The sequence below is a fragment of the Streptomyces sp. Pv4-95 genome, from assembly GCF_045782725.1.
GTDB lineage: Bacteria > Actinomycetota > Actinomycetes > Streptomycetales > Streptomycetaceae > Streptomyces.
This window is the reverse complement of record NZ_CP127172.1, coordinates 595913-618147: the sequence shown is the minus strand read 5'-3', so window position 1 is coordinate 618147 and position 22235 is coordinate 595913. Positions and strand designations below refer to the sequence as shown.

General features: G+C 70.5%; 19 protein-coding genes. 9 read left to right on the top strand and 10 right to left on the bottom strand.

Going from position 1 to position 22235, the window contains the following annotated elements:
• Positions 1–96 precede the first annotated feature (96 nt).
• Positions 97–759, top strand: a complete 663-nt coding sequence (locus QOM21_RS02930) for a TMEM175 family protein (protein ID WP_407547927.1) — start codon at positions 97–99, stop codon at positions 757–759.
• 136 nt (positions 760–895) lie between these two features.
• Complete coding sequence (locus QOM21_RS02925) at positions 896–1861, top strand: erythromycin esterase family protein (RefSeq protein ID WP_407547926.1); 966 nt, start codon at positions 896–898, stop codon at positions 1859–1861.
• Positions 1862–1892: 31 nt separating this feature from the next.
• On the opposite strand, the gene aguA is transcribed toward QOM21_RS02925, so the two are convergent.
• Together aguA and QOM21_RS02915 are read right to left on the bottom strand one after the other, a co-directional pair.
• A complete protein-coding gene (gene aguA / locus QOM21_RS02920) occupies positions 1893–3035 on the bottom strand; it encodes an agmatine deiminase (protein ID WP_407547925.1) in 1143 nt (380 codons plus the stop codon).
• Complete coding sequence (locus QOM21_RS02915; RefSeq protein ID WP_407547924.1) at positions 3032–3727, bottom strand: VC0807 family protein; 696 nt, start codon at positions 3725–3727, stop codon at positions 3032–3034. The genes aguA and QOM21_RS02915 overlap by 4 nt, the downstream gene beginning before the upstream one ends.
• Before the next feature lie 115 nt (positions 3728–3842).
• On the opposite strand from QOM21_RS02915, the gene QOM21_RS02910 reads away from it, so the two are divergent.
• A complete protein-coding gene (locus QOM21_RS02910; RefSeq protein ID WP_407547923.1) occupies positions 3843–4427 on the top strand; it encodes a TetR/AcrR family transcriptional regulator in 585 nt (194 codons plus the stop codon).
• Between the two features lie 84 nt (positions 4428–4511).
• Here the strand turns inward: QOM21_RS02910 and QOM21_RS02905 are convergent, their stop codons facing one another.
• The 3 genes from QOM21_RS02905 to QOM21_RS02895 form a co-directional block, all read right to left on the bottom strand.
• On the bottom strand, positions 4512–6062 hold the full coding sequence (locus tag QOM21_RS02905) for an AMP-binding protein (protein ID WP_407547922.1): 1551 nt from the start codon (positions 6060–6062) through the stop codon (positions 4512–4514).
• A gap of 86 nt (positions 6063–6148) precedes the next feature.
• Complete coding sequence (locus QOM21_RS02900; RefSeq protein WP_407547921.1) at positions 6149–7036, bottom strand: LysR family transcriptional regulator; 888 nt, start codon at positions 7034–7036, stop codon at positions 6149–6151.
• Between the two features lie 70 nt (positions 7037–7106).
• On the bottom strand, positions 7107–7694 hold the full coding sequence (locus tag QOM21_RS02895; protein WP_407547920.1) for a dihydrofolate reductase family protein: 588 nt from the start codon (positions 7692–7694) through the stop codon (positions 7107–7109).
• 71 nt (positions 7695–7765) lie between these two features.
• Between QOM21_RS02895 and QOM21_RS02890 the strand changes: the two genes are divergently transcribed.
• A complete protein-coding gene (locus QOM21_RS02890; RefSeq protein WP_407547919.1) occupies positions 7766–8341 on the top strand; it encodes a TetR/AcrR family transcriptional regulator in 576 nt (191 codons plus the stop codon).
• An 80-nt stretch (positions 8342–8421) separates the two neighbouring features.
• Here QOM21_RS02890 and QOM21_RS02885 read toward each other — a convergent pair whose 3' ends face one another.
• Together QOM21_RS02885 and QOM21_RS02880 are read right to left on the bottom strand one after the other, a co-directional pair.
• Positions 8422–9975, bottom strand: a complete 1554-nt coding sequence (locus QOM21_RS02885; protein ID WP_407547918.1) for an ArnT family glycosyltransferase — start codon at positions 9973–9975, stop codon at positions 8422–8424.
• A 202-nt stretch (positions 9976–10177) separates the two neighbouring features.
• Positions 10178–10318: a hypothetical protein gene (locus QOM21_RS02880; protein WP_407547917.1), complete on the bottom strand. Its 141-nt coding sequence runs from the start codon at positions 10316–10318 to the stop codon at positions 10178–10180.
• Between the two features lie 263 nt (positions 10319–10581).
• On the opposite strand from QOM21_RS02880, the gene QOM21_RS02875 reads away from it, so the two are divergent.
• Complete coding sequence (locus QOM21_RS02875; protein WP_407547916.1) at positions 10582–11106, top strand: GNAT family N-acetyltransferase; 525 nt, start codon at positions 10582–10584, stop codon at positions 11104–11106.
• A gap of 107 nt (positions 11107–11213) precedes the next feature.
• On the opposite strand, the gene QOM21_RS02870 is transcribed toward QOM21_RS02875, so the two are convergent.
• Complete coding sequence (locus QOM21_RS02870) at positions 11214–11819, bottom strand: TetR/AcrR family transcriptional regulator (RefSeq protein ID WP_407547915.1); 606 nt, start codon at positions 11817–11819, stop codon at positions 11214–11216.
• A gap of 79 nt (positions 11820–11898) precedes the next feature.
• Between QOM21_RS02870 and QOM21_RS02865 the strand changes: the two genes are divergently transcribed.
• Complete coding sequence (locus tag QOM21_RS02865; protein ID WP_407547914.1) at positions 11899–12297, top strand: DUF4345 domain-containing protein; 399 nt, start codon at positions 11899–11901, stop codon at positions 12295–12297.
• A gap of 168 nt (positions 12298–12465) precedes the next feature.
• Positions 12466–13014, top strand: a complete 549-nt coding sequence (locus tag QOM21_RS02860; protein ID WP_407547913.1) for a YciI family protein — start codon at positions 12466–12468, stop codon at positions 13012–13014.
• A gap of 188 nt (positions 13015–13202) precedes the next feature.
• On the opposite strand, the gene katG is transcribed toward QOM21_RS02860, so the two are convergent.
• Complete coding sequence (gene katG, locus QOM21_RS02855; protein WP_407547912.1) at positions 13203–15431, bottom strand: catalase/peroxidase HPI; 2229 nt, start codon at positions 15429–15431, stop codon at positions 13203–13205.
• Positions 15432–16060: 629 nt separating this feature from the next.
• Between katG and QOM21_RS02850 the strand changes: the two genes are divergently transcribed.
• Entirely contained in the window at positions 16061–16477 is a 417-nt protein-coding gene (locus QOM21_RS02850; protein ID WP_407547911.1) for a Fur family transcriptional regulator, read from the top strand.
• 101 nt (positions 16478–16578) lie between these two features.
• Here QOM21_RS02850 and ggt read toward each other — a convergent pair whose 3' ends face one another.
• A complete protein-coding gene (ggt, locus tag QOM21_RS02845; RefSeq protein ID WP_407547910.1) occupies positions 16579–18423 on the bottom strand; it encodes a gamma-glutamyltransferase in 1845 nt (614 codons plus the stop codon).
• A gap of 569 nt (positions 18424–18992) precedes the next feature.
• Between ggt and QOM21_RS02840 the strand changes: the two genes are divergently transcribed.
• Positions 18993–22202, top strand: coding sequence for an alpha-L-rhamnosidase (locus QOM21_RS02840; RefSeq protein ID WP_407547909.1), 3210 nt, complete (start codon positions 18993–18995; stop codon positions 22200–22202).
• Positions 22203–22235: the final 33 nt, after the last annotated feature.

Here is a 22235-nt window from a genome sequence, read left to right as displayed (position 1 = left end):
GCCGGCAGGCCGAGGGGCCGGGCTCCGGCAACAGAGGCCAAGGGGCCGATGAGGTCAATCGGAACTTTTCAGGGCATCTGGCTCTAGGGTGGCGCCGTGAACGGCCACCTGCGAGTGCGGGACGACGAGGGGGACGCGGGCCGGCTCCTCGCACTGTCCGACGGAGTGTTCGCCATCGCGATGACGCTGCTGGCGCTGGACATCACGCTGCCCTCCGGCCTGGACACCGCCGGTTTCGAGCGGGCACTGGCAGCCGTGGTGCCCAACCTCTGGGCGTACGCCCTCAGCTTCGTGGTCATCGGGGCGTTCTGGCGGGGCCACCACCAGATCTTCCAGTACGTCCGGGAGGTCGACGGCACCATCATCAGGCTCGGGCTGCTGAACCTGGGCCTGATCGCCCTGATGCCGTTTCCCACCGTCCTGCTGGCCGAATACGGGGACCAGTCCCAGTCGGTCGCCGTCTATTCGGGTGCCGTGGCCGCCATGGGAGCCGCACAGCTCGCCCTGACGATCGTGGTGTGGAAGCGCCCGTGGCTCGGCAGCAAGGCACTGCCGGACCCCGTCGCACGCAACGACGTGGCCGACTTGGCATGGACGGTACTGGTCTTCCTCGTCGCGGTACCCCTCGCGTTCGTCTCCCCAACGGGCGCGAAACTGTGGTGGGTGGTGCTGCTCCCGCTCAAGACCATGACAGGCCGGCGGGGCAAGCGCCTGCGCGAGGAGGCGCAGCGGCCCTCTGACGACCGCTCGGCAAGCTGAGGAGGGCGTCGAGTTCCGCGGGGCGGCCCGGTCCGATCAGCTCGGCGATCACCTTGACCTCAACCGGACTTCAGCATTGAGACTGCTGGTCACGCGGGGCAACGGCCCCGCACCGGTCGTCGAATGAGGCAGCCCCATGAGCGAGCAGCAGCACGAACAGGTCAGGCGTGGGGTCGAGGAGCACGCCCACCCGCTCGATCCCTCCGACCCGGCCTCCCCGCTGGATGATCTACGTCCGCTGGCTCCGCTGATCGGCGACGCCCAGGTCGTGGCTGTCGGCGTCTCGGCGCGGGAGGCGCGTGAACCCGCCGTCCTTCAGCACCGGGTGGCGCGGCTGCTGGTCGAGGAGCACGGGTTCCGCTCCGTGACCCTGGAGGGGGACGATCCGGCCCGGCTGGGGCTCGACACCTACGTGCTCACGGGGGAGGGGGATCCGCGCGCAATGCTGGGTCCGGCGCGGTCGTTCTGGCGCACGGAGGAGGTTCTGGCACTGGTGGCGTGGATGCGCGCGTACAACAAACGCTTCCCGGACGACCCGGTCCGCTTCATGCCCCCCGCCTTGACGCTCTCCGCCCTGCCTCCGGACGGGCTCGCGGGAATCGAGCGCCGCCTGGCCGAGGACTCCATTCGTTGGCACGCGGAGTCCGGGGACCGGACCGTCTATCTGGGCGGCATCGCGCATACGGCGGTGGGAAGTCCCCGCACCGTCTCACCCGCACCGGCCGCCTCTCCGCCGCTGACTCACCGCAACGCGGGCAGCTACTTAAGAGAACACTTCGGGGCGGGTTACGTCTCTCTGGGGGTGACGTTCCACCACGGCAGGCTGTCGCACCCCGCACCCGTGCCGGTTCCCCCGCCCGACTTCGCCGAGTCCGTGCTCGGCGCGGTGGCGACGGCTGCCTACTACGTGCCCGATCTGCGCACCGGCCCGCCGCCGGGACCCGTGCGCGACTGGCTGCACACTCCCACCAGGACTCGGCTCGTGGGTCCCGCCTACGACCCGGCCGACGATCGGAATCACCATCTGTCGGGCGGCGCACTCGCCGACTGGTTCGACGCCCTCCTGCATGTGCGGGAGGTGACCCCGGCACGACTGTTCTGAGGATGCGGCCCGCCGCCCCCGGATGCGTCCCTCAGCGGGCGCCGGGTGGCCGGTGAGCCGCTTCGAGCGACGGCGGCTTCGCCCCGCCTGAGCGCCGGCTCGGCATCTGCTGGGTGGCGCAGTGGATGTTGCCGCCGCCGAGGAGGAGTTCGCGGGTGGGGATCCCTACGACGGTGTGGTGCGGGAAGATCCGGGCGAGGCATGCGAGTGCCTCGTCGTCGCGCTCGCGGTCGAGCAGCGGGGCGAAGAGGTGGTCGGCGGTGAGGTAGAAGTTGGCGTACGAGGCGGCGAGCCTGGGCAGTTGGGGGTCTTTCGTCCGCGGGCGGTGGCTGTCCAGGCCGCGTATCTCGTCATCGGTCGCGTGGAGCGGGCCGGGCAGGGGCAGCTTCTCCACCCGGAGGGCGCGGCCCTGGGCGTCGGTGGCGCCGCGCAGCTCCTCCAGGGCGCGCGCACTGCGGTCGTACTGGGGGTCGCGGGTGTCGTCCGTCCAGGTCAGGCAGATCAAGCCGGGGGCGGCGAAGCACGCCATGTTGTCCACGTGGCCGCGCGTCGCGTCGTGCGTGAGGCCCCATTCGATCCACAGGGTCCGGGTGACGCCGAGGTAGGACGCCAGCAGTTCTTCCATCGCGGTGCGCGAGGGGCTGCCGTTGCGGGCGGGGTCGAGAAGGGTCTCGGCGGTGACCAAGGCGGTTCCCTCGCCGTCCACATGGAAGGCTCCGCCTTCCAGCACCAGCGGGGCGCGGTAACGGTCGGTGGCCGCGAGGTCGAGCACTTTGCGGGCGTACTGGTCGTCGGTCGCCCAGTACGGGTAGCGGTTGCCGTAGCCGTTGAAGGCGAAGTCCACTCCGCGCCGTCGCCCGCTGTCGTCCACGACGAAGGTGGGTGCGATGTCACGGGCCCAGCCCAGCCAGGTGGTGGCCTCGACGACGCGGACCCGGGAGTCCAGCGAGGACCGGGCGTTGGCGTACTGGTCGCCGGTCACCGTGACGGTGACGTCCTCGCCTGTGTCCGCAACGGCGTTGGCAAGGTAGGCCAATGTGCGCTGGGCGGGGCGGGCTCCTTCGCGCCACACATATCCGTTCTGCGGCCACACCATCCAGCACCCGTCGTGACGCTCCCACTCGGCCGGCATCCGGAAGCCGTCCGCGGCGGGCGGGCTGTCCAGGGTCCTCATCGGGCACCTCCCCGGGCCTGCTCAGGAGCGGCCACGCCCGATCGGTGCGGGAGCGTTGGTGCGTCGACCCCGCTCACGGACCCGGCTGCCGGGGCGGAGGATCGGGCCACGACCTTCCGGCGCTGCCGGATCGTCCATACGACGAGCGGGATGAGCACCACGAATTCCAGTGGAGGCGTGATCGCGGCGGCTGTCGTGACCGGTAGCGCGCACCCGAGCAGAACGCGCGCGAGCGCTTCGGCGGTCAGCCCGGTGCCCAGAACCAGGGTCTGCGTCCGGTGCGCGCGGCGGAGCTGAGGGTCGCGGAGCGGGTGGCCGTGCAGCCTGCGCGCCAGATAGGCGGTGGCCGGAGTGCCGCCAAGGCAGCTGCCGAGGAACACCAGCCCGGCGAGGGCGCTCACCAGCGGATCGCGCAGGAGCAGCAGCCGGGGCTCCGAGGTCGCCGCGGCGAAGGCTGCCGACAGCGCGTACATGAGCAGCATGCCGAGGGCGAGGCCGTCGGCGCGGCGGTCGTACAGCGTCGTCGTGGCCAGCCATGCGGCTGCCACGCCCGCGGCGGTCAGCAGGGCGGGCAACGTGTCGATGCCTGCGAGGGCGCAGCCGTAGTACGCGAGGGATGAGATTCCCAGGTCGAGCGCCAGGCGCGTCATACGCGCCAGGCGCCCGAGGCGGTGTGTGCGGGACGGTTCCATGGCGACTCCTGATCCGGTCCTGGTCCGGCCGCCGGAGGAGCGGCGGCGGGCTCGGCGATTTTTGTAGCTTGATCGTGCTAAATAAAATCTAGCACGACCGTGCTATAAAAAACGGATGCCGAAGATCGTGGACCGAGAAGAGCGCCGGCGCGAGGTGGTGGAGGCTGTCTTCCGCGTCGTGGCCCGCGGAGGCATCCAGCAGGCCACGCTGCAGAACGTGGCAGCCGAGGCGGGGCTCGCCGTCGGCTCCGTACGTCACTACTTCGAAAGCCACCCGGAACTGCTCACCGCAGCGGCCCGCGAGATGGTGCACCGGGTGGAGGCCCGGGTGCGGGCCCAGCGGGAACGCCTGGGCCCGGACGACGACCCCCACGACGTGGCGGAGGAGATCGCGGGCCAATTCCTGCCGCTCGACGCGGCGCGCGCGGACGAGACCGCGGTCTGGCTGGAGTTCGCGGTGGCCGCACGCACGGACCCCGCGCTGGGCCCGATCGCCGTCGAACTGCACGACGGTCTGCGGACCGTCGCCGGCCGCCTGCTGCACCGCCTGGGTGTGGACGACCCGGTGGCGACGGAACACCTCGCCGCTGTCCTGGACGGCCTTGCCCTGAACGCGGCTCTGCATCCCGACCGTCTGCGCCCGGACGCGGTCCGGGCGGTACTGCGGCGGCACCTGGCGCAACTGCCCGGGGGGCGATAGCCCGGCCGGGCAGTTGCCAAAAAGCAGACCCCGGCCGCCCGCGCCGAGCTCCTCGGTGCGCTGTCGGCGGGCGAGGCAGTGTCCTCAGCCGGACAGCTGGGACCTCAGCTGCCGCTTGTCCGGCTTGCCCGCTGCGGTCAGCGGGATGGCGGGGACGACGTGCAGCGCTTCGGGAGCGTAGAGGCGGCCCTTGCGGGTGGAGACGAAGTCCCGGATCTCCTCCAGTGAGGGCCGCTGTCCGGGGGCGGGCACCACGGCGGCGTGGACGTGCTCCACCGACTCCTCGTCCCGACTGCCGAAGACCGCGCAGTGAGCGATGGCGGGATGGCCCAGCAGCAGGTCCTCCAGCTCCGCCGGGTAGACGTGGCCGCCGACGACCACGATCATCTCCTTGATCCGGTCCACGATGTAGAGATATCCGCGCTCATCGAGATAGCCGACGTCGCCGGTGTGCACCCAGCCGTCCCTCAGCACCTCCGCGGTCAGCTCAGGCTGCTTCCAGTAGCCGTTCATCACATACGGCGAGCGCACCAGCACTTCGCCCGGCTCCCCGGGCGGCAGGGCGGTGCCGTCGACGGCCCGGATGGCGATCTCCACGCCGGGCATGGCCCGGCCGACCGTCAGATGACCGCCAGGCCCGGTCAACTCCTGTACGTCGGGACCGGCTTCGGTGATGTACTGCGCCTCGGCCTGCCCGTACACGCCGTAGAGCACGGGTCCCAGTGCCTTGGCGGCCTGCCGCAGCCTGACCGATGAGGCGGCGGTGCCGCCATAGGTGATCCGGCACAGGCTGGAGAGATCTGTGGTGGCCAGGTCCGGGTGATCCAGCAGCTGGTAGAGCAGCGGCGGCAACAGCCAGGTGTGGGTGATGCGCTCACGCTCGATCGCGGCCAGTACGTCGCGGGGCTCGAATCCGTGCCGCAGAATCACCTGGCCGCCCTGGTGGAGGGCCATGTCGGCGAAGATTCCGGCGAGGTGGGCGAGCGAGGTGCAGGCCAGATAGCGGGGCGGGTCGCCGGCGCCGGCGAGCCGGTGGTCCAGGGTCTGCCGGTAGGAGTCATGGGAAATCCGGATGCCCTTGGGGACTCCGGTGGTTCCGCCGGTGTGCCGGATGCACCAGTCGTCCTCCGGACCCACCATGCCGCTCATCGGCTGTGCCGGACGGCGGGCGGCCACCGCGAGTACGTCTTCGGCGAAGCCGCTCGGACCCAGGGAGAGCATCCGGGGGACACCGGCGATGTGCAGTAACTCCTGTGCGATGGCGTGCCGTTGGCCGTCCACCAGCAACAGTGAGCAGTCGACGCTCGCCATGACGCGAGCCATGATCGACGGGCTCATGCCCTCGTAGAGGCTGACCACCCTGCCGCCGGCCAGCCCCGCGGCATAGCGCGCGACGAGGGCCTCGGCGGTGTTGCCGGTGAGCAGGGTGACGGTGGTGCCGCGCCCCACGCCGCGCCCCGCCAGCTCCCCGGCGAGCCGATGGACCTGGTCCCGGAACTCTCCCGCGCTGATCACCAGCCCTTCGGCGGTGGTGATGACCGGTCGTGCCGGCTCGGCGGACAGTACGTCGAGGACAACCTCTGCGTAGCTGCTGAAAGCGCCTTCCGCGGTGGGGCGGCGCCTGATCTGCGTCATCGCTGGTCTCCCTGGTCGGAACCTGTCGGATTCCTTGACGCTAGCGCCGTCCGTTCATGCCTTCCACGACCGAATTCGCCATGTACTCATGACTCACGGGGCATAAATCGTTCCGTGGCCAGCCGACGGAACTCCTTGGCGGCGGGGGAGAGATAGGCGTCCTGGCGCCACACCAGGGTCAGTGTCCGATGGCAGTCCGCTGCGTCCAGGCGGAGCCAGGCCACCTGGCCGCTCTCGCCGAGGGCGCGCCGTGCGACGGCCGGCATCAGGCCGATGCCCAGTCCGGCGCCGATCAGCTCCGGCGTCGCGGCGGCCTCGTCGCCCTCGCAGACCACCTGCGGCGTGAGCCCCTCACGGACGAAGAGCCGGTCCAGCAGGGTGCGTTGCCAGTGGCCGGCGCGGGTGCTGACGAACTCCTCGTCGGCCAGCTCGGTCACCGCGACGCTCTCCCGCCCGGCCAGCGGGTGCCAGGGCGGCACGGCCAGCAGCACCTCCTCCCGAGCCAGTTCGACCGAGCACAATTCCGGACCGGCCAACGGTTGGGAGGCGAGCGCGAAGTCGACCTCGGCGGCGCGCAGATGACGCCGCATCGACGTCAGCGAAGCCTGGAACAGGCGCACACTCACCCCTGGACGCTGCGCGCGGAAGGCGGCAAGCACCCCGGCCAGCTGGAGCAGTGTCTCGGCCGCGACGGCGACCCGGCCGGGTCCGGCGCCGACGGCATCGGCCATCTCCCGGCGGGCATCGTCGAGTTCGGCCAATGTCCGCTCGACCCGGCGCAGGAAGGCCGTACCGTGCTCGTTCAACCGGATCCGGCGCCCCTGGCGATCGAACAGCGGAATGCCGAGCTCGGATTCGAGCCGGATGATGCTCCGGCTCACCGACGGCTGGGCGACACGGAGTTCCTCCGCGGCCCGGCTGATGTGCTGGTGGCGGGCCACGGCTTGGAAGTATCGCAGCGAGAGCAGGTCCATGACGGCAGTCTCGCTGGTCGGCCGTCCGATGGGGGGCGGTGGCGGAGGGTGGTGAGCGGTGGAGGCCGGATCACCGTCGGGTGAACCAGGTGATCGTGACGTCGTTGGCGAACGACCTGCGGTCCGTCACCTCGAACAGGGTGGGGTCGAACTCCCCGTCGAACATGGAGATCCCGGACCCGACGACCACGGGATAGCTCTTGACGATCAGTTCATCGATCTCGGGCAGCAGTGCGCCGGCGAGCCGGCCCCCGCCGCACAGCCAGATGTCCTGCCCCTCTTCCTGCTTGAGATCGCGGACCAGCGCCAGCGGGTCGCTGTCGACGACGGTCACGCCGGCATCAGGCTCCTGCTTGAGCGTGCTCGACACCACGTACTGCCGTAGGTGTGCGTACGGGCTGGTGATGCCGGCGTCCAGACCGGGACGGTAGGTGCCCAACCCCATCAGCACCGTGTCGAAGTGAAGGTTGGGCGTATCCGTGAGGCCATGGGCGGGGCGCATGAAGGTGGGGACGGTCTCGGGATAACGCGCGTTGGTCCATGCGGCGTAGGCGGCGGCCTGCTCCTCGTCGCCCGTCGGGAAGAAGTCGAACTCCCCGCCGGGGCCTGCGATGTAGCCGTCGAGGGTGACGGCTACGTAGTACACGAGCTTTCGCATTGAACACCACTCCATCTGTAGTACTCTGACGTGAGTGGCCTGAACGTAGTACTACGGATGGAGTGGTGTCAATGGTGCGCAGGAACGACGAGCGGAGGGGCGCCCTCGTGGACGCGGCCATTGAGGTACTCGCCAAGGAGGGCGCGCGAGGTCTGACCTTCCGGGCGGTGGACGCCGAGGCGGCCGTGCCCGCCGGTACGGCGTCCAACTACTTCACCAACCGCGACCACCTGCTGACCCAGGCGGGCGTTCGCGTCTACGAACGGCTGCAGCCCGATGAGGCGACCATCGCGCGACAGCGGGCGAGCACACCGGACCGGGAGACCTACGCGGCGCTGATGCGCGAGCTGGTCGGCCGGATCAGCGCCTTCCGGGCCGGCTACCTGGCCCTGCTCGAACTGCGGCTGGAGGCCACCCGCCGCCCCGAGTTGCGGGCTCTGCTGACCGAGCGCGTCCGCGCCGACATCGACGCCAACGTGGCCTACCACGAGGAATCCGGTCTGCCGGGCGACGCGACCGCCGTCCGGCTGCTGTACCTGGCGCTGAACTGGATCATCGTCGAACAGCTCACCCTGCCGGACGTGTTCTCGGATGCCGAGCGCGAACAGCTGGTGACGGCGGCGGTCGAGCGCATCGTGACGCCGTGATGCCGTAACGCCCGGACACGCACCCTCCAGGCGGTCTTCGCAGCCGATACACGGCGGATGCGCAGCCGATCGCCGCTGGGTCAGCAGCGCTCCGGTCGGACGCCGGGGGACGGCGCGATGAACACGTACCAGGGTGTCCCGTCGGCCGACATCAGCGAACAGCGCGCCCATCGTCGGGCATACCGCGGGGTGTGGCGAGAGTTTCCGGCGGCTGCCACCGGCTCAAGGGCTGTCCGCCGCAGCAGCTCCTTCCTGGTGATGGAGGCGTTGTTGCCCGTCAGCGCCTCGGATCTGCAGCCGGCGTGGAAGGCCAACGGGACCACGTCCGACCCGACGAGGGTGCACGGCGGTCGCAGACCCGCCTGATGGAGTCGCTGAGCGAGGTCCAGCAGAGCGGTACGACTGCGTACCTGGGAGTTCGTCCGCCGGTCCAGCACCAGCACCTGGCCGGCCAGGTGCATGACGAAGAGCACCGCCAGCGCTCCCGCCATGACGGGTCGGCGGCGGCGGGAGACCGCGCCGACCCCGCTCACCACCAGAACGGCCACGGGCAGGGCGAGCAGGGCATAGGTGGGGATCAGGAAGCGCGGCGCGGCGTAGTCCAGCAGGAGCACGTACTGCACCGACACTGCCGCCGCGCATACCGTGGCCAGGGCGAGCCCGGCGAACCCGACCGGCTCGGCGCGGCGCCTGCGGGCGGCGAGCGCCAGGCCCGCGGCAACCAGAACCGGCAGGGCAAGCCACCAACCGGACAGGGGCGGGTACGACCAGGAGGACCGGCAGGGGCGGCACAGCAGGGGCCCGTTCAGGGCACGCAGCTGCATGCCGAACGCCGCACTCAGGTGCATGCCGCCCTGGACGTCGCTGCCCTCCCGCAGTCGCGCGAGGGGGCTGCCGTACCTGGCGCAAGCCTCGACGAGCCACGGCAGGAGGCCGACGCCGAGCCCGGTGAGGACCGCCAGGCCCGCGGACCAACGACGCCATGAACGCACCACCACCGTTCCGGCCGTCAGGACAGCGGCGATGAAGACCGCGTCGGCCGGACGCATCAGGGCGATGAAGGCAATGCCGAGCGCGAGCGCGACGGCCGCCCTGCGGTCGTGGCTCGATACCGCCCGGAGGAACCATCCCGTGGCGGCCACCGCGCCGTAGGCCACGTACGTATTGGGCATCACCTCGGCCGCATAGAACTGCACGACCCACAAACCGGCGAACATCGCCGCCGCCACCGCGGTGACCTTTTCACCCACCAGGCGCCGCCACGGCCAGTACGCTGCCACCAGGCCCGCAGTCCACAACGCCAGCATCCACGCGCGCAGCACCACGGTGGAGGAGCTGAGAAGTACGGCGGGCGCCGCGAGCCAGCTGATGCCCCGCGCCCTGGGAGCACTGAAGTACGCCGCGGGCACCCGGGAACCGACCTGGCTCACATAGACGCCCTCGTCCCAGCCCAACGGCATCCACAGCGGGACGACCATCAGCTGAACGATGACGAACACCGCCGCGACCAGCCACAACGGAGATACCCCGGCCCACCGCCGCCGTTCCTCCGGCGCGCGGCCCGCACCCCTCCCGGAGGTCTCGTGGGGCAGCCCGCCGGCCTGCGGGGTCGCGGCGTAGCCGTCGGTGTTCACAGCAGGCTCCAGGGGGAGGTCGCCCGACCGCGGGAGTGCTCAACGAGGTCGAGGAGGTCGATGAGTGCGGGGTTGGGCAGGCGAGGCGTCGTGCGGCACCGGGCGGCGTCGCCAAGGAAGTCGAACGACACGTCGTGCGCGGGGGCCGGGTGGTGGCTCCGGCGCCGGTTGCCGGTCGCGCATCCTGCTGTCCCTCGCGTCATCAGAGCCGCGAGTGGTGTCCGACCGCATCACTGTCGAGGAAACGGGCGTCTCGGGCCGGGCGCCGCGCGTACGGCACGGCGAGCCACGGTGCCCGTATGGCGTAGCGCAGTTGGCGCACCGGCCCCGGCCGGTCGGGCATCCTTGCTCCTTCCACGGCCTCCACGGCCGGCGCGCAACGGCCCGGCGGGCACATGGCCCCGGAGCTTCGCTGTCACCGGATCGAAACCACCTCGGATCACACGGTAGATCTCCCGCTCTCATATTCGCCACAAATAGCATCATTTCGGGTGCGGGGGGGGTGGGGGCGATGCTTCCCGGTGCGCACCGGGTGGGTGTGGAGGGGGCGTCAGGGCACCTGCCACCGGTCGATGCCGCGCCGGACCCTTGTGTGAGGATCGCAGCGTGAACGACCTACGCTTCCGTCTCGCTGACGACACCGACCTTCCTGCCCTCGTGCGTCTGCGCGACAACGCCGCCCGCTGGATGCTCGCCCAGGGCGTCACCGGTCAGTGGCGGCCCGGTGAGCTGGACGGGGACCACTTCCGCCGGGTCATGGAGAGCGGGGAGGTATGGCTCGCGGAGGCCGCCGATCGTGCCGTCGGGGCCTGGGAGCTGTGGTGGGAGGACGAGGGCGCCTGGGGGCCGCAGCCGCCGACGGCCGGCTATGTGCACCGGCTGATGGTGGATCACGGCAGCGTCCCGCCCGGGACGGGGCGGGAGCTGCTGGGCGTCGCGGAGCGCCGCGTGGCCGAGGCGGGCCGACAGCTGGTCCGTCTGGACTGCTGGGCCGGCAACGCACGCCTGCACGCGTACTACCTCAAGGCCGGCTATCGGGTGGTCGGGCGCAAGGAGGGCAAGCCGCAGCTGGGCGGCACGCCCAAGTCGTTCACGCTCCTCGAAAAGGCCGTACGGGGTGACGGGGAGTAGGGCCGCGCCCTCCGGCCGTGGCCACGAGGGCAGGTGGGGCGCCCTGAGCTGATCGGTGCGCGGTCAGGCGAGGTCGCAGCGGCGGGCAGCTTTCGGGAGCGCGACCGTCACGGCCAGTCCGGGGCGGGGTCTTCGTCAAGGAGGGGCCGGATGGCGCCCAGCACGGCGCCGATGCACACGTCGCGCAGTTCGGCACGGGTGCAGGTCTCCTTGGTGAGCCAGTCCACGCACAGCACCTGGACGAACACCAGCCAGCTCTTCAGAACGCCCGACACGGCCTCCCGGGTCCCGTCGTCCGCCAGGGGGAGCACGCCGAGCAACCGCTCGCGCAGAGCGTCGAGTTCACCGTCGATGATCGTCTGGACCATCCGGTCGCCGGCCAGTACCCGGTTCGCCGCGAGCACGGTGTTGCGGTTCTCCGCGAAGTACTCGATATGGGCGTCCAAGCCTTCGGTGAGCTGCTCGACGAGGGTCTCGGTGGGGTCGAGCCGGGTCCTGGCCAGCAGTTGCTCGGCGACCTGCTGGTAGAGGGCGGCGAAGAGGTCCCGCTTGCTCGCGAAGTGTTGGTAGAGCAGCGCGCGCGAGACCCCGGCGCGCTCCGCGACGTCTTCCATCAGCACCTCGTCATACGGATGCGCGGCGAAGAGCTGCGCGGCGACCGCGAGGAGCTGGGCGCGGCGCTCGGCGGGGCGGAGGCGCTGACGGGGAGGCATCGGCCCATGTTACTTGACACGCGTCTATTAGGCGGCGGTAGTCTATTGGACACGTGTCTATTAACGGGGTGATGTGGTCATGGTCAGGGCGAAGGTGCTGCGGGGGCTCGTGTTGGCCATGGGGTACGCGTGCGTGGCGATCGGGCTCTTCCACGTCCTGCTCGGGAATGCCTCCATCCCGGGCGCGGGCTCGGCCGGTGCGACGGTCGACAGCCTCGGACGGTTCTTCGGCGCGATCTTCGCCGGGTACGGCCTGGCCTGGCTCCGGACGGCCCGGCAGTCGCCGATCCCCGCGACGGCGGTGCGATGGCTGGCCGGTGTGTTCCTGCTGGGGGCGTTCGGGCGGCTGCTGTCGCTCGCCGTGGACGGGTGGCCGCACTGGTTCCAGGTGGTGCTGACGGGGGTCGAACTCGTGCTGCCGCCGGTGTTCTTCTGGCTGGCCGACTCGGAGGAGAAAGCGGTCCGCGGGCAGTCCTAGGGAACGGGCGGGCGACGGCCGCGGTGCCAGGTCGTGGAGTGCGTCGCCCTTCCGGCGGCGGTCACCGCACGGTCTCGCAGGCACGCCGACCGCCCAACTGGCCGAGCACGCCGCTCAATTGGCAAATACGCTGTTGAGATACCGGCGGGGGTCGGAAATCCTGTGGCCATGGAGTTCTTCTGCTATCACCGCGATCGGCCCGGCTCCGTCCCGTTGCGCCACGAGCTGCTGGAAGCGCACTGGTCCTACATGGACCGGTACGAGAAGGAGCTGATCGCCCGCGGTCCGACCTTCGCCGACGATGACGAGACACCCACCGGCAGCGTGCACGTGGTCGACCTGCCGGGCCCGGCCGCCGCCCGCGCATTCGCGTTCGACGAGCCCGGCTACCAGGCCGGTGTGTACCGGGACGTGATGCTGCGGCGGTGGCGCAACGTGCTGGGGCGCACCATGTGGGACTTCCCCGGGGGCCGGGCCGGTGGCAACAGGTACCTGGTCCTCGGCCTGGGCACGGGAGGGACCGCTGATCTCGACGTGCCGCCCGACCGGGACGAGCTGATCGCCTACGGGCCGCTGCTCTCCGACGACGGCACCGCCTGGCTGGGTACGGCGGCGCTGGTCCGGGCGCCAGGCCCGGACACGGCACGAGCGGTTCTGTCCCAGGACCGGTACGCCGACATCGAGGTCCACAACTGGGAGTTCGGCGGGCGGCGTTGACGAACCGGGGCCGCGCGGTGCCGACCGCACCCGGCGGCGGACCACGAAGACGCCTGGCCGGGAGCGCGCGGGAATCGTGCGGGTAGTGCACTCGGGGGCTTACGGGCCGCGCGACGGCGTCCAGGCCGGCCGATACGCGGCCGGCCTGGACGTCATGTGTCGGACGAGACCCGTCGGACGAGGTCGAATCAGGCGAGGTCGAACCGGTCGAGGTTCATCACCTTGTCCCACGCCGCGACGAAGTCCTTCACGAACTTCTCCTTGGCGTCATCGCTCGCGTAGACCTCCGCGAGCGCGCGCAGTTCGGAGTTCGAGCCGAAGACGAGGTCGGCACGGGTGCCGGTCCACTTCACCTCACCCGTGGCGGCGTCGTGGCCCTCGAAGGTGGTGGCGTCCTCGGAGACCGCCTTCCACGTCGTGCCCAGGTCGAGCAGGTTGACGAAGAAGTCGTTGGTCAGCACCCCAGGGGTGCTGGTGAGGACGCCGAGCGAGGACTGCTGGTGGTTGGCGCCCAGGACGCGCAGGCCACCGACCAGCGCGGTCGTCTCGGGCGCGCTCAGGGTGAGCAGGTTCGCCCGGTCGAGCAGCAGGAACTCGGCCGGCAGGCGGTTGCCCTTGCCCTGGTAGTTGCGGAACCCGTCCGCGGTCGGCTCCAGCGCCTCGAAGGACTCGACGTCGGTGTGCTCCTCGGTCGCGTCGACCCGGCCCGGGGTGAACGGCACCTGTACCTCGATGCCCGCGTCCTTGGCGGCCTTCTCCACGGCGGCCACGCCGCCGAGGACGATGAGGTCGGCCAGGGAGACCTGCTTGGCGCCGGAGGCGGCGTTGAACTCCTGCCGCACGCTCTCCAGCGAGCGCAGCACGAGGGCCAGCTGGTCGGGGTCGTTGGCTGCCCAGCCGCGCTGCGGTTCGAGGCGGATGCGGGCGCCGTTGGCGCCGCCGCGCTTGTCGCTGCCACGGAACGTCGAGGCCGACGCCCACGCGGTGCTGACCAGCTGAGACACCGTCAGGTCGGAGTCGAGCAGCTTGGCCTTGAGCGCGTCGATGTCGGAGGCATCGATGATCTCGCCCCCGGCCTCGGGCAGCGGGTCCTGCCAGAGCAGGGTCTCGTCCGGGACCTCCGGGCCCAGGTACAGCGACTTCGGGCCCATGTCGCGGTGGGTCAGCTTGTACCAGGCGCGGGCGAAGGCGTCCGCGAACTCCTGCGGGTTCTCATGGAAACGGCGGGAGATCGGCTCGTAGATCGGGTCGAAGCGCAGCGACAGGTCGGTGGTGAGCATCGACGGGGCGATCTTCTTCGAGGAGTCGTGGGCGTGCGGCACCGTGCCCTCGCCCGCGCCGTCCTTCGGCTTCCACTGGTTGGCGCCTGCGGGGCTCTTGGTGAGCTCCCAGTCGTAGCCGAAGAGGTTGTCGAAGAAGCCGTTGCCCCACTGGGTGGGAGTGCTGGTCCAGGTCACCTCCAGGCCGGAGGTGATGGCGTCGGCGCCCTTACCGGTGCCGTAGGCGTTCTTCCAGCCCAGGCCCTGTTCTTCGAGGGTGGCGGCTTCGGGATCGTCGCCGACGTTGTCCGCGGGGCCCGCGCCGTGGGTCTTTCCGAAGGTGTGGCCGCCGGCGATCAGGGCGACGGTCTCCTCGTCGTTCATCGCCATCCGGCGGAACGTCTCACGGATGTCGCGGGCGGCGGCGATCGGGTCGGGGTTGCCGTTGGGGCCCTCGGGGTTGACGTAGATCAGGCCCATCTGGACGGCACCGAGGGGGTTTTCCAGGTCCCGGTCGCCGGTGTAACGCTGGTCGTCGAGCCAGGTGGTCTCGGGGCCCCAGTAGACGTCCTCCTCCGGCTCCCAGACGTCCTCACGGCCGCCGGCGAAACCGAAGGTCTCAAGGCCCATCGACTCCAGCGCGACGTTGCCGGAGAGGACGAGCAGGTCGGCCCACGACAGGCTCTGGCCGTACTTCTTCTTGACCGGCCACAGCAGGCGGCGGGCCTTGTCGAGGTTGGCGTTGTCGGGCCAGCTGTTGAGGGGGGCGAAGCGCTGCTGGCCCGCTCCCGCGCCGCCGCGGCCGTCACTGATGCGGTAGGTGCCCGCGCTGTGCCAGGCCATCCGGATGATGAGCGGGCCGTAGTGGCCGAAGTCGGCGGGCCACCAGTCCTGCGAGGTCGTCAGTACCTCGGCGATGTCGCGCTTCACGGCCGGCAGATCGAGGCTCTTGAACGCCTCGCCGTAATGGAAGTCCTCGCCCAGCGGGTTCGCCACGGCGGGGTTCTTGGCGAGGATCTTCACATTGAGCCGCTCCGGCCACCATTGGCGGTTTCCGCCGCCCTGAGTCGGGTGGAGGGCACGGCCGTGTGCGACCGGGCAGCCACCCGCCCCCTCGGGCTCGGGGTCTGTGACGATGGCGTCGTGGTTCTCAGACATGGGAATCCTTCCGGACGGGGCGGATCACAGTGCTGGCGGAACTGCTGGGCGGTGCAACAGCCGGGGCGGAGCCCCGGCGAGGGGCCTCGGCCTCCTCGGTCAGGAGGCGGAGGACGTCGGGCGGCGGAAGGCCAGGGGCTGACGCCGGCCGTGTGGTCGAAGTCAGCGACGACACCGCACGACCGGCACACGAAGACGGAGGCCGTCGCGGAGGCGTCCGCCGGCTCGCGTCCCGCAGGGGCGATTCCTGGACGTCGTCACGGAAACCGCCCGGGCACCGGCGTTACGGCCTCGGGCGGTGCGGCCGCGGAGGGCGCGCGAGGGGACGAGCCGCGTGTCGGCGGGGCGCCTGCGCGGGAAAGGGGCACGCTTCTCCAGCGGGACCTGATCGTGGATCTGCACCGGGGCGCCGGCGCCCGCCTGCTCGCTGCTGTGGTGGTCCGCGACCAGGGCATCGCATGCGGTGGTGAGCGGACCCGTCTCCTGAACCGTCACGGGTTTTCCCTGCTGTTGTCCTGTCCCTTGGCTGTCGCCGGATCCGATCCTACGATGGACAAAGTCCAAGTCAATACATCAACCAGACTCGTACGGATTCATTTCCCGGACGGGTCACAGTTAGGCTGGTGGGCATGAGTGACCTGCTGGACCGGCTTCGCGGGCGCGGCTGGCGGATGACCGCCCAGCGCCGCGTGGTGGCCGAGGTACTCGACGGCGAGCACATCCACCTCACCGCGGATGAGGTGCTGGCGCGGGCCACCGCCAAGCTGCCGGAAATCTCCCGCGCGACCGTCTACAACACCCTCGGTGAACTCGTCTCGCTGGGCGAGGTGATCGAGGTGGCCACCGACGGACGTGCCAAGCGCTACGACCCGAACGCCCACCGCCCCCACCAGCATCTGGTGTGCTCCGGCTGCGGGGCCATTCGCGACGTCCACCCCGGTGGCGATCCCCTCGCCGATCTGCCCGCCTCCGAACGGTTCGGCTTCACCGTCCGCGAGGCCGAGGTGACGTATCGGGGCGTGTGCCCCGACTGCGCCCGCGCCTGAGCGGCAGCCGGACCCCGGCCCACATCACGTTGCCCACCTGCTCACGCATCGGGCCATCGGGACGAGCCCCCTCCGAGACGTCGCTCGGAGGGGGCTCGGCTTCAGCGGGATTCCTTGAGCACCATGGCCGATCCGCCACCACGCCGCTCGGGTTCGGCCACTGCCGAGATCTTGCCGTGTGGCAGGAACTCCAGCGCGGCGACCGCCCCGATCTCCGGTGCCGGTGTGAAGGTCTTCGGCGCCAGGACGAACTCATGGCCCAGGGCGTCGAGCTTCTTGCGCTCGGGGGAGGACAGGAAGCCCGGTTCGGCTTCCGTCGCGGTCTGATTGCGTTGCGAGATACGCGGCGCGGCGACCGCCGCCGGTAGGGACATGCCGAGGTCCAGTCGGTTGACCAGGGTCTGCAGCACGGTGGTGATGATCGTGGCACCACCGGGCGAGCCGACGGCGATCATCGGCTTGCCGTCACGCAGGACGATCGTCGGCGACATGCTGCTCCGCGGACGCTTGCCGGGCCCCGGCAGGTTCGGGTCCGGCGTTCCCTTGGTGAGCGGGGCGAAGTCGAAGTCGGTCAGCTCGTTGTTGAGGAGGAAGCCGCGCTTGGGCACGGTGATGGCCGAGCCGCCGGTCTGTTCGATCGTCAGGGTGTAGGAGACGACGTTGCCCCAGCGGTCCGCGGTCACCAGATGAGTGGTCGAAGGCCCCTCGTGCGGTTCCTTGTTCCCGGTCCTGCGGTCGCAGTCGGCCCCCGGGTGGCGCGGGTCTCCTGGAGCCAGCGGGCTCTTGAGCGCCTTGTCGGAACGGATCAGGCAGGCCCGGTCCTTGGCGAAATCCTTGGAGAGCAGCTGCTCGGTGGGGACGTCGGAGAACTTCGGGTCGCCCACCCAGCGGTTGCGATCGGCGAAGGAGATCCGGCTGGCCTCCAGGTAGTGGTGCAGGGCCTGGGCCTTGTCGGCCTTCGAGAGGTGGAAGTTCTCCAGGATGTTCAGCGCCTCGCCCACGGTGGTGCCGCCCGCCGAGGACGGTCCCATGGAGTAGACGTCCATTCCGCGGTAGTTGGCGCGGGTCGGTTCCCTGTGCACGGCACGGTAGGCGGCGAGGTCGCCGCGTTTCATGAGGCCGGGGCGTGCCTTGTGGTCGGCCCCGGAAGCCATCGGCGGCCGCTGCACGGTCCGCACCACATCCCGCCCGATTCCGCCGCGGTACAGCGCCTTGACCCCCTCACGGGCCAGCTGGCGATAGGTCCGGGCAAGGTCAGGATTGCGGAAGCGTGAGCCGACCACGGGGAGTTCGCCCTTGGGCAGGAACAGGTCGGTGGTCGACTTGAAGTCGCGGAAGCGCTTCTCGTTCATGGCTGTCTGGGCCCGGAACTCGTCGTTGACCACGAAACCGTCGTCGGCGATCCGGGTGGCCGGACGCAGGGCCTTCGCCAAGGGCACGGTGCCCCAGTTCTTCAGCGCCTTGTCCCATGTTGCGGGCGTGCCGGGAACACCGACCGACAGTCCTGAGTTGATCACTTCGTCGCTGGGCAGCGGTTTGCCGGTCGAGCGATCCAGGAACGAGTCCGAGCGCATGGTGGCCGGCGCGGTCTCCCGGCCGTCGATGGTGCGTACCTTCTTGGCCTTGGCGTCGTAGTAGACCATGTAGCCGCCGCCCCCGACCCCTGCGGAGTACGGCTCGACCACGCCCAGTGCCGCGGCCGTTGCCACCGCCGCGTCGACGGCGTTTCCGCCCTTGCGGAGCACGTCGAGCCCGGCTCGGGAGGCGTACGGGTTGACGCTGGAGACCGCGCCTCCGCTGCCGGTGGCAACCGCCTTCTTCGGGGGCGGCTGCGCCTTGGAGTCGGCGGCGGGCGAGGCTCCGCCGGCGCTGCAGGAAGTGGCCAGCAGGGAAAGACTGAGCGCAGCCGCGGACGCGGCGGCGACAGCGGCACGACGGACAGCCATACGGCCTCCAGGATTTCGCTGTGGAGCTTGCGGTGAATTCCCGAAACCCTGGCATCGTACGAGTGCTGGATCAACGCTGAGCTGCAAGGTTTGCGGGAGATCTGAGGTTTCCGACCGGTAACCGGCGCCGGGCGAATCGGCCCGGGAGCGCCCGCGGGCCGCCGCCCGCGCGTGTACGTCCACTGCGGCCCGGTGCCTATCGGGCCGGTTCCGCCCGGCTGAAAGCAACGACGCCCGCCCGCGTGTCCCTTCGGTACGCGATCCGGAATACGCAGCCCGGCCTGCAAGCGCCTGGACCGTTCCGGAGGACGTACCCGGCTGGTGTGGCCGGGACGGGAGCCTCCGCTCCGAGGACCTCGCTCGTGGGTGACGCCCTCCGCGCTGTGAAAGGTTTCAAGCGTCACCCTCGATGGAAGTTAGGCCCGGAACGACAGGTCCGTCAACGGTTCTTGCAAGGAAATATGCCAGGCAAGCGGACGCCGTGGTCGGCCTCTTGACGGATCACCCATGCGTCTCTAGCTTCCCTATGTGAAACGATTCACCGTCGATTCATTTACGGAGACCTGAGCGTGATCAGCAGAAGACGACTGCTCAGCACGACCACAACGGCCGCACTGGCCACCGCACTTACCACTTCTGTCGCGCGAGCCGACGCATCGGACGCCCCTTCCGCCCCCGCGACCGCCGGAGATCCGCTGCGCGTCACCGCACCCACCGTCGAGTACACGAAGAACCCCCTCGGTCTCGACGTGCCGCGCCCCCGGCTGAGTTGGCATCTGTCGTCCGAGGCGGAGGGCCAGGCCCAGAGTGCCTACCAGCTACGTGTCGCCACCGCCCCGGACCGCCTCGCGAAGCCCGACGTCTGGGACAGCGGCAAGGTCACGTCCTCGGACTCGGTCCTCGTGCCGTACGCCGGCCCCGCCCTGGCATCGCGTGCCCGCTACTACTGGTCGGTCCGCGTCTGGAATTCCGCGGGCAGGGCCTCGGGGTGGAGCGAGCCGTCGTGGTGGGAGAACGGTCTGACCGCCGCGTCCGACTGGTCGGCCCGCTGGACCGGCGCACCCGCCGCGCTGGTCGGGGCCCCGGCCCTGGACGACGCCTCCTGGATCTGGTTCCCCGAGGGCGATCCGGCGAGCAGCGCCCCTGCTGGGACCCGCTGGTTCCGGGGCCGCGTCGACGTTCCCGACGGTGTGGTCCGGGCACGCCTGGTGGTGGCCGCCGACGACGGCTGCACGGCGTATGTGAACGGTACGCGTGTCGCGCACACGGACGCGGACGGCGCCGCGGACAACTGGCGCCGGCCCGCCGTGGTGGACGTGACGGACCTGCTGCGCGGCGGCCCCGCGGTGATCGCGACCGCGGCGACCAACGAGACGAAGGGGCCCGCGGGACTCCTCGTCGCGCTCGAACTGACGGCGGCGGACGGCACCGTGAGCACCGTCGCGACCGACTCCGGCTGGAAGGCACTCGACAAGGAGCCGTCGGGCGGTTGGGAGTCGGCCGACTACGACGACGCCTCCTGGCCCGCGGCAAAGGTGGCCGCCGCGTGGGGGGCCGGCCCCTGGGGCAAGGTGGCTCCCGCCTACGCCCCCGCCGCTCAGTTGCGACACGAGTTCCGCCTCAAGTCGAAGCGCGTCGCGCGCGCCCGCCTGTACTCGACCGCGCTCGGCCTGTACGAGGCGTATCTGAACGGCGTGCGGATCGGCGACGACCGGCTCGCGCCGGGCTGGACGGACTACCACAAGCGCGTCCAGTACCAGACGTACGACGTGACGAAGCTCGTGGCCTCCGGCGCCAACGCGCTCGGCGTCACCCTCGCCGCCGGCTGGTACGCGGGCAACATCGCCTGGTTCGGACCGCATCAGTACGGTGAACGGCCCGCGATGCTCGCCCAGTTGGAGGTCACCTACACCGACGGCTCGACCGAGCGCGTGCTGTCGGGGACCGACTGGCGAGCCGCGACGGGGCCGATCACGAACGCCGACCTGATGTCGGGCGAGGACTACGACGCCCGCCTGGAGACCGCCGGCTGGACGCGCCCCGGTTTCGACGCCGCGGGGTGGGTCGCCGCCGACGCGGTCGACGAGGTGGGCGCTGCCGTCGTGGCCGAGGTCGGCGGGCCCACGCGCGTCGAGCGCGAGGTCTCCGCCCGCAAGATCACCGAACCCACGCCCGGCGTCTTCGTCTTCGACCTCGGCCAGAACATGGTGGGCGCGGTGCGGCTCACCGTCTCCGGCAAGGCGGGCACCACCGTGCGGCTGCGTCATGCGGAGGTCCTCAACCCCGACGGATCGATCTACACCACGAACCTCCGCACGGCCCGCGCCACCGACACGTACACCCTCAAGGGCGAGGGCAGGGAGACATACGAGCCGCGCTTCACGTTCCACGGCTTCCGCTATGTCGAGGTCACCGGCTACCCGGGCAAGCCGCCGCTCGACGCCGTCACGGGCCGGGTCATCCATACGTCGACGCCCTTCACCATGGACTTCTCGACGAACCAGCCGATGCTCAACCAGCTGCACAGCAACATCACGTGGGGACAGCGCAGCAACTTCGTCTCCGTTCCCACCGACACCCCCGCGCGCGATGAACGCCTCGGATGGACCGGCGACATCAATGTCTTCGCACCGACGGCCGCCTACACCATGGAATCGGCCAGGTTCCTCACCAAGTGGCTCGGGGATCTGCGCGACGGACAGTCGGACGACGGCGCGTTCACCGACGTGGCGCCCTTCATCGGCACCGTCGGGAAGGGCGTGGCGGGCTGGGGCGACGCCGGAGTGACGGTGCCCTGGGCGCTGTACCAGGCGTACGGGGACACCCGCGTCCTCGAACAGTCCTGGTCTTCGATGGTGAAGTGGCTGGCCTACCTGGAGGAGCACAGCAGCGGCTTCCTGCGTCCCGCCGAGGGGTACGGCGACTGGCTCAACATTCAGGACGAGACGCCCAAGGACGTCATCGGCACGGCCTACTTCGCGCACGCCGCCGACCTCGTCGGGCGCGCGGCCGAAGCACTGGGCAAGGACCCGGCGCCGTACGCGTCGCTGTTCCGCAGCGTGCGCGACGCCTTCCGCGCGGCGTACGTCACCGGCGGCGGCCGGGTGAAGGGCGATACGCAGAGCGCGTACGTCCTGGCCCTGTCCATGGACCTGTTGGCGGACGCGGACCGAGGCCCGGCCGCCGACCGCCTCGTCGAACTGATCAAGTCCAAGAGCTGGCATCTGTCGACCGGCTTCCTCGGTACGCCCCGTCTGCTGCCCGTGCTCACCGCGACGGGCCACACCGACGTCGCGTACCGGCTCCTCACCCAGCGCACCTTCCCCAGCTGGGGCTACCAGATCGACCGGGGGGCGACCACGATGTGGGAGCGCTGGGACTCCATCAAGCCGGACGGCAGCTTCCAGGACGCCGCGATGAACTCCTTCAACCACTACGCGTACGGCTCCGTGGGCGAGTGGATGTACGCGAACATCGCGGGCATCGCACCGGCGGCACCGGGCTTCGGCAAGGTCTTGATCCGGCCGCGTCCCGGCGGCGGTGTCACCGGCGCCGAGGCGACGTTCGACTCGGTCCGCGGCCCGATCACCACGCGCTGGACGACGGGTGACGAAGGGTTCCGACTCGCCGTGACGATCCCCGCCAATACGACCGCCGAGGTGTGGGTCCCGACGGACAAGGCCGCGGAAGCGGCCCACGGCGGCACGAAGTTCCTGCGGACCGAGGACGGCTGCGCCGTGTACGCGGCGCCGTCGGGTACGCATCACTTCGCGGGCTGAACCGAGCCCGCCGAGGTGCTGACGGGCTGCGCG

What these genes read in the sequence shown, in the direction of transcription:
- QOM21_RS02925 (WP_407547926.1), top strand. Translation starts at nt 896, where the DNA reads ATGAGCGAGCAGCAGCACGAACAGGTCAGGCGTGGGGTCGAGGAGCAC.
- aguA (WP_407547925.1), bottom strand. Translation starts at nt 3,035, where the DNA reads ATGAGGACCCTGGACAGCCCGCCCGCCGCGGACGGCTTCCGGATGCCG.
- QOM21_RS02915 (WP_407547924.1), bottom strand. Translation starts at nt 3,727, where the DNA reads ATGGAACCGTCCCGCACACACCGCCTCGGGCGCCTGGCGCGTATGACG.
- QOM21_RS02910 (WP_407547923.1), top strand. Translation starts at nt 3,843, where the DNA reads ATGCCGAAGATCGTGGACCGAGAAGAGCGCCGGCGCGAGGTGGTGGAG.
- QOM21_RS02905 (WP_407547922.1), bottom strand. Translation starts at nt 6,062, where the DNA reads ATGACGCAGATCAGGCGCCGCCCCACCGCGGAAGGCGCTTTCAGCAGC.
- QOM21_RS02900 (WP_407547921.1), bottom strand. Translation starts at nt 7,036, where the DNA reads ATGGACCTGCTCTCGCTGCGATACTTCCAAGCCGTGGCCCGCCACCAG.
- QOM21_RS02895 (WP_407547920.1), bottom strand. Translation starts at nt 7,694, where the DNA reads ATGCGAAAGCTCGTGTACTACGTAGCCGTCACCCTCGACGGCTACATC.
- QOM21_RS02890 (WP_407547919.1), top strand. Translation starts at nt 7,766, where the DNA reads ATGGTGCGCAGGAACGACGAGCGGAGGGGCGCCCTCGTGGACGCGGCC.
- QOM21_RS02880 (WP_407547917.1), bottom strand. Translation starts at nt 10,318, where the DNA reads ATGCCCGACCGGCCGGGGCCGGTGCGCCAACTGCGCTACGCCATACGG.
- QOM21_RS02870 (WP_407547915.1), bottom strand. Translation starts at nt 11,819, where the DNA reads ATGCCTCCCCGTCAGCGCCTCCGCCCCGCCGAGCGCCGCGCCCAGCTC.
- QOM21_RS02865 (WP_407547914.1), top strand. Translation starts at nt 11,899, where the DNA reads ATGGTCAGGGCGAAGGTGCTGCGGGGGCTCGTGTTGGCCATGGGGTAC.
- QOM21_RS02860 (WP_407547913.1), top strand. Translation starts at nt 12,466, where the DNA reads ATGGAGTTCTTCTGCTATCACCGCGATCGGCCCGGCTCCGTCCCGTTG.
- katG (WP_407547912.1), bottom strand. Translation starts at nt 15,431, where the DNA reads ATGTCTGAGAACCACGACGCCATCGTCACAGACCCCGAGCCCGAGGGG.
- QOM21_RS02850 (WP_407547911.1), top strand. Translation starts at nt 16,061, where the DNA reads ATGAGTGACCTGCTGGACCGGCTTCGCGGGCGCGGCTGGCGGATGACC.
- ggt (WP_407547910.1), bottom strand. Translation starts at nt 18,423, where the DNA reads ATGGCTGTCCGTCGTGCCGCTGTCGCCGCCGCGTCCGCGGCTGCGCTC.